At 70.9% G+C, this 16322-nt stretch carries 9 protein-coding genes; 4 read left to right on the plus strand and 5 right to left on the minus strand.

What is annotated here, in order from left to right; all coding sequences use genetic code 11:
- Positions 1 to 70: 70 nt before the first annotated feature.
- Positions 71 to 1765 (minus strand): maltose alpha-D-glucosyltransferase, encoded by a 1695-nt coding sequence (treS, locus tag OHA65_RS26125; protein WP_327285542.1) that lies wholly within the window; start codon positions 1763 to 1765, stop codon positions 71 to 73.
- Entirely contained in the window at positions 1762 to 3756 is a 1995-nt protein-coding gene (locus OHA65_RS26130; protein ID WP_327285543.1) for an alpha-1,4-glucan--maltose-1-phosphate maltosyltransferase, read from the minus strand. The genes treS and OHA65_RS26130 overlap by 4 nt, the downstream gene beginning before the upstream one ends.
- A 686-nt stretch (positions 3757 to 4442) precedes the next feature.
- Here OHA65_RS26130 and glgP point away from each other — a divergent pair.
- Entirely contained in the window at positions 4443 to 7097 is a 2655-nt protein-coding gene (gene glgP / locus OHA65_RS26135) for an alpha-glucan family phosphorylase (RefSeq protein ID WP_327285544.1), read from the plus strand.
- Positions 7098 to 7110: 13 nt separating this feature from the next.
- Here the strand turns inward: glgP and OHA65_RS26140 are convergent, their stop codons facing one another.
- Positions 7111 to 8160 (minus strand): AsnC family transcriptional regulator, encoded by a 1050-nt coding sequence (locus OHA65_RS26140; protein ID WP_327285545.1) that lies wholly within the window; start codon positions 8158 to 8160, stop codon positions 7111 to 7113.
- A gap of 137 nt (positions 8161 to 8297) precedes the next feature.
- Here OHA65_RS26140 and OHA65_RS26145 point away from each other — a divergent pair, with 137 nt between their 5' ends.
- The gene (locus OHA65_RS26145) at positions 8298 to 9815 is read left to right on the plus strand and encodes an MFS transporter (protein ID WP_327285546.1); all 1518 of its coding nucleotides are present in this window, start codon (positions 8298 to 8300) and stop codon (positions 9813 to 9815) included.
- 164 nt (positions 9816 to 9979) lie between these two features.
- Positions 9980 to 11044, plus strand: coding sequence for a hypothetical protein (locus OHA65_RS26150; protein WP_405762519.1), 1065 nt, complete (start codon positions 9980 to 9982; stop codon positions 11042 to 11044).
- Positions 11045 to 11142: 98 nt separating this feature from the next.
- Here the strand turns inward: OHA65_RS26150 and OHA65_RS26155 are convergent, their stop codons facing one another.
- A complete protein-coding gene (locus OHA65_RS26155) occupies positions 11143 to 13410 on the minus strand; it encodes a M4 family metallopeptidase (RefSeq protein WP_327285548.1) in 2268 nt (755 codons plus the stop codon).
- Between the two features lie 381 nt (positions 13411 to 13791).
- On the opposite strand from OHA65_RS26155, the gene OHA65_RS26160 reads away from it, so the two are divergent.
- Positions 13792 to 15270 (plus strand): sugar transferase, encoded by a 1479-nt coding sequence (locus tag OHA65_RS26160; protein WP_328763747.1) that lies wholly within the window; start codon positions 13792 to 13794, stop codon positions 15268 to 15270.
- A 19-nt stretch (positions 15271 to 15289) separates the two neighbouring features.
- Here the strand turns inward: OHA65_RS26160 and OHA65_RS26165 are convergent, their stop codons facing one another.
- A complete protein-coding gene (locus OHA65_RS26165) occupies positions 15290 to 16234 on the minus strand; it encodes a GDP-L-fucose synthase (protein WP_327285550.1) in 945 nt (314 codons plus the stop codon).
- Positions 16235 to 16322 lie beyond the last annotated feature (88 nt).

Genomic DNA, 16322 nt, shown 5'->3' on the forward strand with positions numbered 1-16322 from the left:
TGTCGGGTCAGGATGATCCGTACAGGGGCGGGCGATTGACCCATTCGCGCGCCCACCCCGTGCCCGGCGGCTACTCGTTGCGCAGGCGGAACCAGTAGAAGCCGTGTCCCGCGATGGTGAGCAGGTACGGCCATTCGCCGATCGGCGGGAAGCGCACGTCACCCGTGAGCTCCACCGGGACCCGCCCGTTGAACGACCTCAGGTCCAGCTCGGTGGGCTGCGCGAAGCGGGAGAAGTTGTGCACGCACAGCACCAGGTCGTCCCCGTACTCGCGGAGGAAGGCGAGCACCGCCGGGTTGGACGAGGGCAGTTCGGTGTACGAACCAAGTCCGAAGGCGGGGTTGGCCTTGCGGATCTCGATCAGCCTGCGGGTCCAGTGCAGCAGTGAGGAGGGCGATGCCATCGCGGCCTCGACATTGGTGACCTGGTACCCGTGTACCGGGTCCATGATGACCGGCAGGTTCAGCCTGCCCGGATCGCACGAGGAGAAACCGGCGTTGCGGTCCGGGGTCCACTGCATGGGCGTGCGCACACCGTCGCGGTCGCCGAGCCAGATGTTGTCGCCCATGCCGATCTCGTCGCCGTAGTAGAGCACCGGCGAGCCGGGCAGCGACAGCAGCAGGGCCGTGAACAGCTCCATCTGGTTGCGGTCGTTGTCGAGGAGCGGGGCGAGCCGGCGTCGGATGCCGATGTTGGCCCGCATCCGCGGATCCTTGGCGTACTCGGCGTACATGTAGTCGCGCTCTTCGTCGGTGACCATTTCGAGGGTGAGCTCGTCGTGGTTGCGCAGGAAGATGCCCCACTGGCAGCGGTCCGGGATCGCCGGGGTCTTGGCCAGGATTTCGGAGACGGGGTAGCGCGACTCTCTTCGTACTGCCATGAAGATGCGCGGCATGACGGGGAAGTGGAAGGCCATGTGGCACTCGTCCCCGCCCTTCGCGAAGTCGCCGAAATAGTCGACGACGTCCTCGGGCCACTGGTTGGCCTCGGCGAGCAGCACGGTGTCGGGGTAGTGCGCGTCGATCTCGGCGCGGACCCGCTTGAGGAGTTGGTGGGTGCGCGGCAGGTTCTCGCAGTTGGTGCCCTCCTCGGCGTACAGGTAGGGCACGGCGTCGAGACGGAAGCCGTCGATGCCGAGGTCCAGCCAGAAGCGGAGGGCGGAGACGATCTCCTCGACGACGGCCGGGTTCTCGTAGTTGAGGTCGGGCTGGTGCGAGAAGAACCGGTGCCAGTAGTACTGCTTGCGGACCGGGTCGTACGTCCAGTTCGACGTCTCGGTGTCGATGAAGATGATGCGGGCGTCCTGGTACTGCTTGTCGTTGTCGGCCCACATGTAGTAGTCGCCGTAGGGCCCGTCCGGGTCCTTGCGGGACTGCTGGAACCACTCGTGCTGGTCGCTCGTGTGGTTCATGACGAAGTCGATGATCACCCGCATGCCGCGGTGGTGCGCGGCGTCCACGAACTCCACGAAGTCGGCGAGGTCGCCGAACTCGGGCAGCACGGAGGTGTAGTCGGAGACGTCGTAGCCGCCGTCACGCAGCGGCGAGGCGAAGAACGGCGGCAGCCAGAGGCAGTCGACACCCAACCACTGGAGGTAGTCGAGCTTGGCGGTGAGCCCCTTCAGGTCCCCTACGCCGTCGCCGTTGCTGTCGTGGAAGGACCGGACGAGCACCTCGTAGAAGACCGCCCGCTTGAACCAGTCGGGGTCGCGGTCCTTCGCGGGGGTGTCCTCGAACGTGTCGTGGACGGGATCGTTGATCATCATGTGGTGGGTGACCCTCCGGTGGGCGGGGACGGTCGCAGAGCCGCCAGTACGTGCGCGGGCGTGCGGCCCGGTTCTAGGCGCACGTAGTTGGCCCTGCCCCAGTGGTAGGTCTCGCCGGTGAGCTCGTCGCGCACCGCGAGGGACCCGTGCCAGTCGAGGCCGAGTACCGGCATGTCCAACGAGACCGTCGCCTCCTGGGTGTGGTGCGGATCGAGGTTGACGACCACCAGTACGGAATTGGCGCCCGCGTGCTTCGAATAGGCGATCACCTGGTCGTTGTCGGTCGTGTGGAAATGGATGTCGCGCAGCTGCTGGAGGGCCGGGTTGCGCCGGCGCAGCCGGTTCAGGGCGGTGATCAGCGGGGCGATGGTGCGGCCCTCGCGGTCCGCGGCCGCCCAGTCGCGTGGCCGGAACTCGTACTTCTCGGAGTTCAGGTACTCCTCGCTGCCCTCCCGGACCGGGGTGTTCTCGCAGAGCTCGTACCCGGCGTAGACGCCCCAGGTGGGGGAGAGGGTGGCGGCGAGGACGGCGCGCACCTCGAAGGCCGGACGGCCGCCCTGCTGGAGGTACTCGTGGAGGATGTCGGGCGTATTGACGAAGAGGTTCGGCCGCATGACGGAGGCGGAACGGGTGTCCGCCAGCTCGGTCAGGTACTCGGTCAGCTCGGCCTTGGTGTTGCGCCAGGTGAAGTACGTGTACGACTGCTGGAAACCGATGGCGGCGAGCGTGCGCATCATCGCGGGCCGGGTGAAGGCCTCCGCCAGGAAGATCACGTCGGGATCGGACTTGTTGATGTCCGCGATCACCTTCTGCCAGAAGACGACCGGCTTGGTGTGCGGATTGTCCACCCGGAAGATCCGGACGCCGTGCTCCATCCAGTACCGCAGGACGCGGACCGTCTCCTCGACGAGCCCGGCCATGTCGGTGTCGAAGTGGATCGGGTAGATGTCCTGGTACTTCTTCGGCGGGTTCTCGGCGTACGCGATCGTCCCGTCGGCCCGGTGGCGGAACCACTCGGGGTGCTTCTCCACCCACGGGTGGTCGGGGGAGCACTGGAGTGCGAAGTCCAGTGCGATCTCCATGCGCAGCTCGCGGGCGCGGGCGACGAAGGCGTCGAAGTCCTCGATCGTGCCGAGGTCGGGGTGGACCGCGTCGTGACCGCCCTCCGTGGAGCCGATGGCCCACGGCACACCGGGGTCCCAACTTCCAGCCGAAAGAGTGTTGTTCGGTCCCTTGCGGTACGTACTCCCAATGGGGTGGATCGGTGGCAGGTACACCACGTCGAAACCCATCGCTGCGATGGCCGGCAGCCGCTCGGCGGCGGTGCGGAAGGTACCGCTCACGGGCTGTTCGCCCGGCTCGACGACGGCTCCCTCGGAGCGGGGGAACATCTCGTACCAGGAGCCGAAGAGGGCCCGCTTGCGCTCCACGACCAGCGGCAGGGCTTTGGAGGCGGTGACCAGCTCCCGGTACGGGCGCCGGGCGAGCGCGGCCTGCACGGGGGTCGCGAGGGCGGCGGCGTGGCGCAGCGACACCGCGCGGTCCTCGTCGCGCATCGCCTCGGCGGCGGCCAGTACGTGCTCGCGCCCGTCCTTCTTGGGGATCCGGGAGCCGGCCCGCTCGTAGAGCTCGGCGCCTTCGAGCAGGGTCAGCCCGGGGTCGATGCCCGCGGGGATCTTGATGGCGGCGTGGGCCTGCCAGGTGCCGACCGGGTCGCTCCACGCCTCGACGGTGTACGTCCACCTCCCCTCGGCCTCGGCGGAAACCCGAGCCCCCCAACGGTCGGTGCCGGGTGCCAGCTCGCGCATCGGCACGGGGGGCCGCAGCCGCCCGCTGGGGTCGCGGAGCACGACATGGGCGGCGACGGCGTCGTGGCCCTCGCGGAACACGGTGGCGGAGATCTCGAAGACCTCGTCCACGACCGCCTTGGCGGGTCTGGCCCCGCAGTCGACGGCGGGGCGGACGTCCAACACGGGAATGCGACCGATCATGATGGGATCACCTGGAGGCAGTTCGCGGGGCTCGGTGACAACAGCCCAGCCGGAACACCGGCTGGTCGTGCACGCTCTGTTCGCTCTGTTTCTAGCCGCTCAGAAGACGGCTGGGCTGCGGGCATGGCCGCTCCTGTCCGCGTTCACTCGGGTGGCGGGAGAGGTGGTGGGGCGGGGTGCCGTGCGTGTACGCGGGGAGCCCTGCCCACTCTCACCCCGCTCAATCCGTGCACTCGGTTAACTACTCGTACGTAGTCGCGAGGCCCGTACCAAGGTCTTGGCCGACATCCGTCGAGGCTCAGTCAAGTCGGTTGGGACTACCGGATGTACGCCGAGACGCGCCCCGCCCCATGGGTACCGGCAGCACCATGGGTGACCGCCGATTCGGGGTAGTGTGAGCGAAATGCCCGTACTGGAGCGCGCCTTCCCCTGCGGTCACAGCGGAGCTTCCTGCGCGGATCCACATGCGCCCGGCAAGGTCCGGTGGCACGGGCACGACGCAGGAATGTCCTGAATCCACATCGCCGTCCGCGCGGCACCGTTCGAAGGAACCTTCCTGTCGCGTGCCTCCCGTGCGGCACCGTGGCAGGGCGGAGCGAGGTGAAGCTAGCCTTCCCGGGGAGATGCGCGGGCGCACAGCGTGGTGCGGCCGCTTCGATGCGCAATTGCCTGCGAAGGTGGAACGCGTGAAGGCTATCCGTCGATTCACCGTGCGCCCCGTACTTCCGGAACCATTGCTGCCACTTGCTGACCTCGCGCGCAATCTGCGCTGGTCGTGGCATACCGAGACCCGCGAACTCTTCCAATCCGTCGACCCCGAGGGCTGGCAGGCCGCCGGCGGCGATCCCGTCCGGCTGCTCGGCTCGGTCTCCGCCCCCCGGCTCGAAGAACTGGCCGCCGACCGCCGCTTCCTGCGCCGGCTCGCCGTCATCGCCGCCGACCTCGACGACTACGTCCACGGCGGGAGGTGGTACCAGAGTCATGAGGACGGCGCCGAGCTGCCCGCCGGGATCGCCTACTTCTCCCCCGAGTTCGGCATCACCGCCGCCCTGCCGCAGTACTCCGGCGGGCTCGGGATCCTCGCCGGGGACCACCTCAAGGCCGCCAGCGACCTCGGCGTCCCCCTCATCGGCGTGGGACTGCTGTACCGACACGGGTACTTCCGCCAGTCCCTCTCCCGTGACGGCTGGCAACAGGAGCACTACCCCGTCCTCGACCCCAACGAGCTCCCCGTGTCCCTGCTGCGGGACGCGGAAGGGGCCCCGGCCCGGGTGGCCCTGTGCCTGCCCGGCGGCCGCGCCCTGCACGCCCACATCTGGCAGGCCCGCGTCGGCCGGGTGCCCCTGCTGCTCCTGGACTCCGACGTCGAGGACAACGACGCCGGGGCCCGGGAGGTGACCGACCGGCTCTACGGCGGCGGCAGCGACCACCGCCTCCTCCAGGAGATGCTGCTCGGCATCGGAGGCGTGCGCGCGGTGCGCACGTACTGCCGGATCACCGGGCATCCCGACCCCGAGGTGTTCCACACGAACGAGGGACACGCCGGTTTCCTCGGACTCGAACGCATAAGGGAACTGGAAGGGGAAGAGGGACTCGGCTTCGAGGCCGCCATCGAGGCCGTGCGCGCCGGGACCGTGTTCACCACGCACACGCCGGTGCCCGCCGGCATCGACCGCTTCGAGCGGGCCCTCGTCGCCCGGCACTTCGGGCCAGGCGCGGAACTGGCCGCCCTGCCCGTCGACCGGATCCTGGAACTGGGCGCCGAGTCCTATCCCGGCGGCGACCCCGGGGTGTTCAACATGGCCGTGATGGGGCTGCGCCTGGCCCAGCGGGCCAACGGGGTCTCGACCCTGCACGGGGCGGTCAGCCGCGGCATGTTCGCCGGGCTGTGGCCGGGCTTCGACCCGGCCGACGTACCCATCGCCTCCGTGACCAACGGGGTGCACGCCCCGACCTGGGTGGCCCCCGACGTCATGCGCCTCGGCGCCCGACAGATCGGGGCCGGGCGGACCGAGGACGCGCTGTCGGTGGGCGGCTCCCAGCGCTGGGACGCGGTCGCCGACATCGCCGACCAGGACATCTGGGACCTGCGGCGCGGGCTGCGCGAGCAGCTCGTGCAGGAGGTCCGCGACCGGCTGCGGGCCTCGTGGCTCCAGCGCGGGGCCGCCGAGGCCGAACTCGGCTGGGTGGACTCCGTACTCGACCCGGACGTGCTCACCATCGGGTTCGCCCGGCGCGTGCCCTCCTACAAGCGGCTCACGCTGATGCTGCGCGATCCCGAGCGGCTGCGCGCGCTGCTGCTCGATCCGGACCGGCCCGTGCAGATCGTCGTCGCGGGCAAGGCGCACCCGGCCGACGACGGGGGCAAACGGCTCGTGCAGGAGTTGGTGAGGTTCTCCGACGACCCGCGGGTGCGCCACCGGATCGTCTTCCTGCCCGACTACGGCATGGGCATGGCACAAAAGCTCTATCCCGGCTGTGACGTCTGGCTGAACAACCCGCTGCGGCCGCTGGAGGCCTGCGGGACCAGTGGGATGAAGGCGGCGCTCAACGGCTGCCTCAACCTGTCCGTGCTCGACGGCTGGTGGGACGAATGGTTCGAGCCGGACTTCGGCTGGGCCATCCCGACGGCCGACGGGCTGGGTACGGACGAGGACCGGCGCGACGACCTGGAGGCCGGCGCCCTCTACGAGTTGATCGAGGACCGGGTCGCGCCGCGGTTCTACGACCGCACGGGCCGCAGCGGACTGCCGGTGCGGTGGATCGAGATGGTCCGGCGCACCCTCGTCTCGCTCGGCCCCAAGGTGCTCGCGGGCCGCATGGTGCGGGAGTACGTGGAGCGGCTGTACACGCCGGCCGCGCGCGCCCACCGGGCCCTGAACGCGGACGCGGCACGGGACCTGGCCTGGTGGAAGGGCCGGGTCCGGGCGGCCTGGCCGCGGGTCGCCGTCGAGCACGTGGAGGCGCTCGCTGCGGCTCCCGTGAACGGCACCGCCGAACTGGGGGCCACCCTCACGCTGCGGGTACGGGTGGCGCTGGACGCGCTCACCCCCGAGGACGTGGAGGTCCAGGCCGTAGCCGGCCGGGTGGACCCGCAGGACGTGATCCGCGACGGGCGCACCTTCCCGCTCAAGCCCGCCGCCGGGCCCGACCTGGAGGGGCGCTGGATGTACGAGGGCCCGCTCGCCCTCGACCGCACCGGGCCCTACGGGTACACCGTGCGGATCCTGCCCGCACACCCGCTACTGGCGACACCGGCCGAGCTGGGGCTGGTCGCTGCCCCGGTGGACACCGACACGGCAGGTGACCCGGGCGCGGGAGGCGGCGTACTCCTGCGATAGGGCCGCGCCGGTTTCAGGGGGCGGGCGGCGGGTCGACCAGCCGCCCGCCCTCCACCAGCATCCCGGCCCGCTTGATGTTGCGCAGGGTCGGGATCACCTCCACGTGTTGGATGCCGGGCACCGCGCCGACCCGCTCGGTCATGTACGTGTACAGCGCGTCGGTGTCCCGGCACACCACCGCGGCCATCAGGTTGGCCGTGCCGGTCACCGCCGCCGCGAACGGCACCTCCGGATGCGAGGCGAGCGCCGCGCCCGCCTCCGCCAGCCGGGCCGGCGCCGCGGTCAGCATCAGCGTCGCCTCCGCCTCGAAGCCCAGGGTCGACGGGACGAGCTCCACGTCGAAGTACAGCGCCCGCAGCTCCCGCAGCCGGTCCACCCGGCGGCGCGCGGTGGACTCCGACAGACCCGAGGCGCGGGCCAGCTCCGGATACCCGGCCCGGCCGTCCTGGCCGAGCACCGCCAGCAGCTCCAGCTCCGCCTCGTCCAGGGCGTACCGTTCCTGCCCGTGCACCACGGGGGGCCGCTCCTGCGCCGGGGCCAGCGCCGCGACCTGCTCGGGGCGCAGGGTGTCCAGGCCGCACCACTGCGACGGCCCGCCGATGTACACCCGCAGGATGGTGTGCGCGCTGACCCCGGTCACCCGGCGAGTGCGCGGCAGCTTGTCCAGCAGCAGCCCGTCGCGGTCCTGCCGGGTCCGGGCCTTGGTGAGGCAGTTGATCTCGGTGCCGCCGGAGCCGAGCTTCACCCAGGAGATGTCCGGCCGCCGGGCCAGCGCCGCGGCCACCGCGAGCGCGGCGTCGGGCGCGCACTGCACCCGCAGCCAGGACTCGAACAGCCCGACGCGGTTGCCCAGCGGCAGCCCGACGACCCGGAGCAGGCCCGAGGTCCGCAGCCGGCGGTAGCGCCGCACCACCGTCTGGTCGGAGACCTCCAGCACCTCGGCGATCCGGCTGAAGGGGGCCCGGCCGTCGACCATCAGGGCCTGCATCAGCCCCCGGTCGAGGTCGTCGAGCTGGACGGAGCCGGGGGCGGAGGTGACGTTCGGCTTGGTGGACGTGATCATGGTTTCCATCATGACAGGGCTGTGGGTGGAGGAATCCGGCAGCCAAGGGTGTGTGGGTGGGGGATCGGCCGCGCGGCTGAGAGTTTGGAACCACAGCCAACCCCCTGCCGGGCCTCCGGGTCCCGAGGAGATCTCCCATGCGTAAATGGCTCCCGCTGACCGCGGTGTGCCTCGGGGCGTTCATGCTCCTGGTCGACGTCACGATCGTGATGGTCGCCCTGCCGGACATGGCCGCCGACATGCACACCGGCTTCTCCGGACTCCAGTGGGTCATGGACGGGTACGCCCTGGCCCTGGCCGCCCTGCTGCTCGGCGCGGGCTCCCTCGCCGACCGGATCGGCCGCCGCAGCGTCTACCTCGGCGGGCTCGGCCTCTTCGCCGCCGCCTCGCTCGCCTGCGGACTGGCCACCGGCCCGGCCGCGCTGATCGCCTTCCGCGCCGTCCAGGGCATCGGTGGCGCCGCGATGTTCGCCACCACCATGGCCCTGCTCAGCAGCACCTACCAGGGGCGCGACCGCGGGGTCGCCTTCGGCGTCTGGGGCGCGGTCAACGGCGCCGCCGCCGCGGCCGGGCCGATCATCGGCGGCCTGCTCACCGAGCACTTCGGCTGGCGCTGGATCTTCTTCATCAACCTGCCCGTCTGCGCCCTGGCCGTGTTCGTGACCCTCCGGTCGGTCGCCGAGTCCCGCGACCCGCGCGCCAAGGGCCTCGACCTGCCCGGCATGGCCGCCTTCACCACGGGCGCGGCGGCCGTCACGTACGCGCTGATCCGCGTCGGCGAGAACGGTTGGACCGGCTCGGCCACCCTCGGCCTGCTCGGTCTCGGCGCGGCCGCCTTCGCCGCGTTCGTCCTCGTCGAACTGCGCAGCTCCCGCCCGATGCTGGACCTGTCGCTGTTCCGCAGCCGCACCTTCGTCGGCGTCATGGCCGCGGCGCTGTTGCTGTCCGGGGCCGCGTTCTCGTACCTGATGTACGTCTCCCTCTGGCTCCAGACCGCGGAGGGGATGGGCCCGGTCTCCGCCGGCCTGGTGCTGGTGCCGCTGAGCATCTCCTCGTTCGCCGTCTCCGCCGTGGCGGGCCGGCTGCTGCACGGTGCCCCGGCGCGGCTGACCATCAGCGGCGGGCTGCTGCTGATCGGATCGGGCGCACTGCTGCAGGCCTGGATGACGGACGCCGGCGACGGCTGGTCCGCCCTGGTCCCGGGCCTGGTGGTGACCGGCCTCGGCGTGGGCGCCGCGACCCCGGCGCTGGCCGCCGCCGCGATGGGCGCCGTGGCCCCTGCCCGGGCGGGCATGGCCGGCGGGGCGCTGAACACCGCACGGCAGCTGGGCATGGCGCTCGGCGTCGCCGTGCTCGGCGCGGTCTTCCAGGCCGGGCTGACGGACGGGCTCAGCGGCTCCGGCCAGGGGCACGGCACGGCCGAGGCGCTGGCCTCCGGGCGGGCCGGGGAGCTGCTGGCGGCGGGTCCGGCCGCGCGGGTCTGGGTGGACGAGGCCTTCGCGAGCGGGCTGCGGGGGACGTTCCTGGTCTCCGGGCTGATGGGGCTGGCCGGCGCGCTGGTGGTGCTGGTCCTGGTCCGTACGAAGGCCCCGGCACCCGCCCAGGCTCCGGCCGCCGCCGCGCCCACCCCGCTGTCCGAACGCGCATCCGTGTAGCGGGTGCGGGCGGGCCCGTACGGGCGCAGGATGCCGATCCGGGAGGGTGAACCTTCGAACGTGCTGCGCATGCAGAAACGTTCAGGCAAGTGGTGTCGCTCCTACGCTGCCCGCTGGATGCCACCGGACCGGCATCCAGTGCCCACAGAACGGACTGCTTTCCCATGCGTCTTCGCCCTAGCGCCGCAGCGCTCCTCGGCGCCCTCGCCCTCGTCCTGCCCACCGCCGGCCCCTCGTTCGCAGGCGACGACGGCCACTCGCTCGGTCGGCTGGAGTACATCATCGACCACGACGAGCGCGCACAGATCCACCCGGCGAACTACGACACTTGCTACGAGCTGACGTACACCTCGCGCAACCGCCCCGCGACCTCGGTGCGCAACGACACCGTCGGGCAAGCCACGCTCTACTCGGGCCACGGCTGCTCGGGCCGGCCGGAGCGGGTGCTGGAGCCGGGGGACCGGGTGAACGACGTCGAGGTCCTCTCGGCGAGCTTCGCGCCGGACCGCGGCCGCCGCGACGACTTCCGCGACGACTTCCGCGACGACCGCCGTGACGACTGGGACGACTACCGCAACGGCGACGACTTCCGCGCCCACCGCTCCCCGAAGGACGAGCCGGAGCAGGGCCAGGGCCAGGAGCAACGCCAGGACGAGGGCCAGGGCCAGGGCCAGGGTCAGGACCAGGGTCAGGGCCAGGGCCAGCAGCAGCGCCAGGACCAGGGCCGGGACGAGGGCCAGCGCCCGGAGCAGGGTCAGGGTCAGGAGCAGCGCCAGGACGAGGGCCAGGGTCAGGAGCAGGGTCAGGACGAGGGCCAGGACCAGGGTCAGGACCAGGGTCAGGACCAGGGCCGGGACGAGGGCCAGCGCCCGGAGCAGGGTCAGGGTCAGGAGCAGGGCCAGGACGAGGGCCAGGAGCAGGGCCAGCGCCCGGAGCAGGGTCAGGGTCAGGAGCAGGGCCAGGACGAGGGCCAGGAGCAGCGCCAGGACGAGGGCCAAGAGCAGGGCCAGCGCCCGGAGCAGGGTCAGGGTCAGGAGCAGCGCCAGGACGAGGGCCAGGAGCAGGGTCAGGAGCAGGGCCAGGACGAGGGCCAGGAGCAGGGCCAGGACGAGGGCCAGGAGCAGCGCCAGGACCAGGGCCAGGAGCAGGAGCAGCGCGAGGAGCACGGCGGTGACCACTACCTGGGTGGGCCCGACCTGATCGACTCCGTCTTGAGGCACATCGGCTGACCGCGGGGGCACATGGGACAGGGCCGTCCGGGAGGGACTCTCCCGGACGGCCCCGTGTCTTTCGGGTCAGCCGTTGCGCTTCATCTGCCCCGGAGGGGTCAGAAGGTGAGCTTCCAGCTGTTGATGTAACCGGTGTCCAGGCTGGCCGCGTCCCGGACCCGCAGCTTCCAGGTGCCCTGGGCGACCTCGGAGGATGCGTTCACCGTGAAGCTCTGGACGATGTTGTCGGCGCTGCCACCGGACCGGTTGCGCAGGTTGTAGACGCTGCCGTCGGGGGCGACCAGGTCGACGACCAGGTCACCGACGTAGGTGTGGACGATGTTCACGTCCACCTTGAGGGTGCTCGGGGCGTTGCCCGTGCGGGTCACGGCGATCGGGGACTCGACGGTCGCGTTGTCCGCGATCTGGTAGTCGTTCGTGTTCTCGAACACGTTCTGCTGGGACGTGCCGACGGTCCAGGTGAAGGCCGCCGTGCCCGTCTTGCTCGCCGAGTCGGTCACCGTCACGGTCACGTTGGACGTGCCCGCGGTGGTGGCCGTGCCCGAGATCAGACCGGTCGAGGAGTTGATCGACAGGCCGGCCGGGAGGCCGGTCGCCGCGTAGCTCAGTGCACCCGGGTTGGTGCTGGTCGCCTGGACCTGCAGGCTCACAGCGGTGTTGATCTGGGTGGTCTGGTTGGCGATCGGGGTGACCGAGACGCCGGAGACGATGCGGGCGCCGACGTTGATGCCCGCCCAGGCGTTGGCCACGTTGTTGTACGTGGTCGAGCCCTGGCCGTACAGGTCGGCGGCGGCCTGGAGGGTCGCCGTACGGGCGGCCGCGTAGTTGGTGTTCGACTTGAAGTAGCCCACCGTCAGCGCGCGGAACCAGATCTTCGCGGCGGCGTCGCGGCCGATCGCGGTGACCGGGAGGTTGTCCGAGGTCGGCGAGTTGTAGCTGACGCCGTTGATGACCTTGGCGCCGGAGCCCTCGGACATCAGGTAGTAGACGTGGTTGGCCGGGCCGGACGAGTAGTGGACGTCGATGCCGCCGATGCCCGAGTACCACGCGTCCTTGGAGCCGCCGTCCTTGCTCGGCTTGTCCATGTAGCGCAGCGGGGTGCCGTCGCCGTTGATGTCGATCTTCTCGCCGACCAGGTAGTCGCCGACGTCCTGCGGGTTGTTGGCGTAGAACTCGACGTTCGCCGCCATGATGTCCGAGGTCGCCTCGTTCAGGCCGCCCGGCTCACCGCTGTAGGTCATGTTGCCGGTGACCGAGGTGAGGCCGTGGGTCATCTCGTGGGCGGCCACGTCGATGGACGTCAGCGGGTGCGTGTTGCTCGTGCCATCGCCGTACGTCATGCAGAAGCAGGAGTCGTCCCAGAACGCGTTCACGTACGCGTTGCCGTAGTGGACCCGGCTGTACGGGGCTACACCGTCGTTGCGCAGACCGTTGCGGCCGTGCACGTTCTTGTAGTAGTCCCAGGTCAGTTGTGCGCCGTAGTGCGCGTCAGCGCCGGCGGTCGCCCGGTTGGACGCGGCGCCGTTGCCCCACACGTCGGTCGTGTTCGTGAAGAGGCTGCCGGTGCCGGAGCTGCCGCCGTTGAGGTCGTACGTCTTGTGGCCGCCGCGCCCGGCGTCGGTCAGCGTGTAGTTGCTGCCCGACTGCGAGGTGCCCATCGTGACCTGGCCGCTGTACATGGTGTTGCCGGTGCCGGTCTCGATGGCCTGCCACTGGGTGATCTTCGCGCCGGTCTTGGCGTCGGTGACCACGTGCAGTTCGCTCGGGGTGCCGTCGTCCTGGAGGCCGCCCACGACGGTCTCGTAGGCGAGGACCGGGGCGCCTTCGGCGGCCCAGATCACCTTGCGGGCGTTCTTGGAGGCCTTGGCGTCCTTGGAGCCGGCGGCGTTGGCCGCGGAGACGGCCTGGCCCTCGGCACCCGCCGGGGTCACGGTCGCCGTGGTGTCCGCGACCTTGATCTCGTGGTTGGTCGCCTTGGTGATGCTCTTGGTGACGCCGCCCTTGGCATGGACCGTCAGGTCGCCGCCGAGCACGGGGAGTCCGCCGTAGGTGCGCTCGTACGTGGTGTGCGTGGTGCCGTCGGCGTCCTTGACGACGTCACGGACGACCAGCTTCTCCTGCTCGCCGAGGCCGAGGGCCTTGGCCGCCTGGACGGTGGTCGAGTTGGCGTCGGCTATGAGCGTCGCACGCTCGGAAGCACTGAGATTGACGGCGGCCGCACCCGGGTTGGGCTGAGCGGCGTTGCGTGCCTGCGACGCGGTGGCGTCGGCGGAGGCGGTGCCGGCCTGGATGCCGACGGCGAGCAGTGCGGCGGCGGCAACGAGCGCGCCGGCCGCGGTGGCACGCCTGTGGGGGGTGTGACTCAACGCAGACTCCTTCTGCAAGGGGGGTTCCGGACGGCTGGGTGGGCCTCCGGGCAGAGCAGGCTGGTGCGAAGAACGGATCGAAGAGTGACAGCTGGCGCCATCAATGTCAGGGGCGCGTCAAAAGGTTGGCTGGAAACGGTTCGTTGACCGAAGAGACGTATCCGGTATCCGGACCATTCACCTTCGCGTGCGAAGGGGGTAATCGATATCTGGAACGATTGGTACCGGTTGCTAACACTTGCGCAACAAGAGATCTCGTTCGCTCAATCGGCGTTTGTCGTACGGGTGTTTGTCGTACTGTTTCCCGGTGCGCCAGATGTCCGTCGCCAGGGGAAGCCATGGGCACGCGCCACTGTCAGAGACCACGTGCCAGGGGGGCCCATGAGGCATGTCCATTTTCCTGCGCAAAGACTGGCCGCAGCAGCCGCCGAGCTCGCGGCGGCGCCGGCGAGGCGGATCGGCGACAAGGCCCGCTGGTACCTGCCCGCCGCCATCGTCGCCGACTTCCTCGGCGCCGCGGTCCCCGTGGCGCTCGTCTTCCAGGCGGCACAGCAGGTCCGGCCCGTGTACTGCGCCCTCGGCGCGGCCCTGGCGTGGACCGGGGTACAGGCGGTGCGCCGGCGTTACACGGCCCGCGCGCTCGGAGAATCCCGCGGCGTACTGCCCGTCGTGCACGACTGGCTGATTCTGATCGGTGTCCTGGCCGTGGCCCGCGTGGTGACAGGCGAGAGCACCCCCCGGCTGTCCGCGCTGGGCGCCCTGCTGCCCGCCCTCCTCGTCACCGTGGCCTGCCGCAAACTGACGTACCGCCACCTCTCGGCGGCCCGCCGCGAGGCCCACGCCGTCAGCCGGGTCCTGGTGGTCGGCGAACCCGGCGCTGCCGAGGCGGTCATCGAGCACCTGGCCGCCCGCACCGACCACCCGTACGTCGTCGTCGGCGTGGTGCCGGTCGGCGCCGGCCCGCTCGAAGGCGGGGTGCCCGTCGCGGCCCGGCTCGACGAGGACGCGCCCGAGGCCCCCAACGCCGACTCCGCCGCCGTGCTCGGCGCCGTCCGCAGCCACCACGCCGACCTCGTACTGGTCGCCCCCGGCGCGCGGATCGCCGGGGAGCGGCTGCGCAGGGTCGCCTGGGCACTGCACGACGCGGGGCTGGAACTCGCCGTCTTCCCCGGCCTCGTGGAGGTCTCCGTCAAGCGGCTGGAGACCCTCTCCGCGGGCGGGCTCGCCGTACTGCGGGTCGCGCCGCCGGTGAGCCGGGGCGTGCAGACCCTACTCAAGTCCGTCCTCGACCGCACCGGGGCCGCCGTCGGGCTGCTGCTGCTCTCGCCGGTCTTTCTCGGCATCGTCCTGGCGATCCGCCTCGGCTCGCGCGGCCCGGCGTTCTACCGCCAGCAGCGCATCGGGCGCGACGGGGTCCCGTTCGTCATGTGGAAGTTCCGGACCATGGTCGTGGACGCGGACCGGCTCAAGAACGAGCTGTCCGGGGCCAACGAGAACGACGGCCTGATGTTCAAGATCCGCCGCGATCCCCGGGTGACCCGGGTGGGCCGGCTGCTGCGCCGCACCTCCATGGACGAACTGCCCCAACTGTTCAATGTGTTGAGCGGCCACATGTCGCTGGTCGGGCCGCGCCCGCCGCTGCCGGAGGAGGTGGCCCGGTACGACGAGGTCGAACTGCGCCGGCTCACCGTGCGGCCGGGCATGACCGGGCTGTGGCAGATCAGCGGACGGTCCGACCTGTCCTGGGACGAGACGATCCAGCTCGATCTGCAGTACGTCGACAACTGGTCCTTCACCAGCGACGTCGACGTCATGGGCCGTACGCTCCGCGCCGTCGTCGACGGTCGCGGAGCGTACTGAGGAGCCGCGGCACGTGCGTTCAGCCCTGCTCGCGCCACCACCGGTAGGTGGCGGCGATACCGTCCCGCAGCCCGATCTCCGGCTTCCAGCCCAGCGAGGTCAGGCGGGTGACGTCCAGGAGCTTGCGCGGCGTGCCGTCCGGCTTGGACGTGTCCCAGGCGAGCCGGCCCCGGAAGCCGGTCACCTCGGCGACGGTCTCGGCGAGGGCCTTGATGGTGAGGTCCTCGCCGCAGCCGATGTTGACCGGCTCGTCGCCGTCGTAGCTGCCGAGCAGTACAGCGCAGGCGGCCGCCAGGTCGTCCACGTGCAGGAACTCCCGGCGCGGGGTGCCGCTGCCCCACAAGGTGACCTCTTCGCGGCCCTCGGCGGTCGCCTCGTGGAACCGCCGGATCAGGGCGGGCAGTACGTGCGAGGTCTCCAAGTCGAAGTTGTCGCCCGGGCCGTAGAGGTTCGTGGGCATCGCCGAGACGTACGAGGCGCCGTACTGCTTGCGGTACGACTGGACTTGGACGATGCCGGCGATCTTCGCGAGGGCGTACGCCTCGTTGGTCGGCTCCAGAGGGCCCGTCAGCAGGGCGTCCTCGCTGATGGGCTGCGGGGCGAGCTTCGGGTAGATGCAGGAGGAGCCCAGGAACAGCAGACGGCCCACCCCGGCGGCGTGCGCGCCGCCGATGACGCTGAGCTGAATCTTGAGGTTGTCCTCCAGGAACTGCACCGGATAAGTGCTGTTGGCCATGATCCCGCCGACCTTGGCCGCGGCCAGCACGACCGCGTCGGGACGGACGTCCTTGAGGTAAGCCCCGGTCGCGGCGGCGTCGCGCAGGTCGAGGTCGGCCCGGCTCCGGGTCAGCACCTCGTGGCCGTCGGCGGTGAGCCGGCGGGCGACCGCGGACCCCACGAGGCCGCGGTGACCCGCGACGAAGACGCGGGCGTTCGGGGGCAGGAGCGGCAGCGAACTTGTCATACCGCCGATGATGCCACTCGCCACCGGCGGTTCTCGGTCCAGCCCGCATGCCGGGCACCGGCGCCACGGAGTGCCCCCGCGCACCTGA

Origin of the sequence: Streptomyces sp. NBC_00045 (assembly GCF_045041095.1) — a bacterium.
GTDB lineage: Bacteria > Actinomycetota > Actinomycetes > Streptomycetales > Streptomycetaceae > Streptomyces.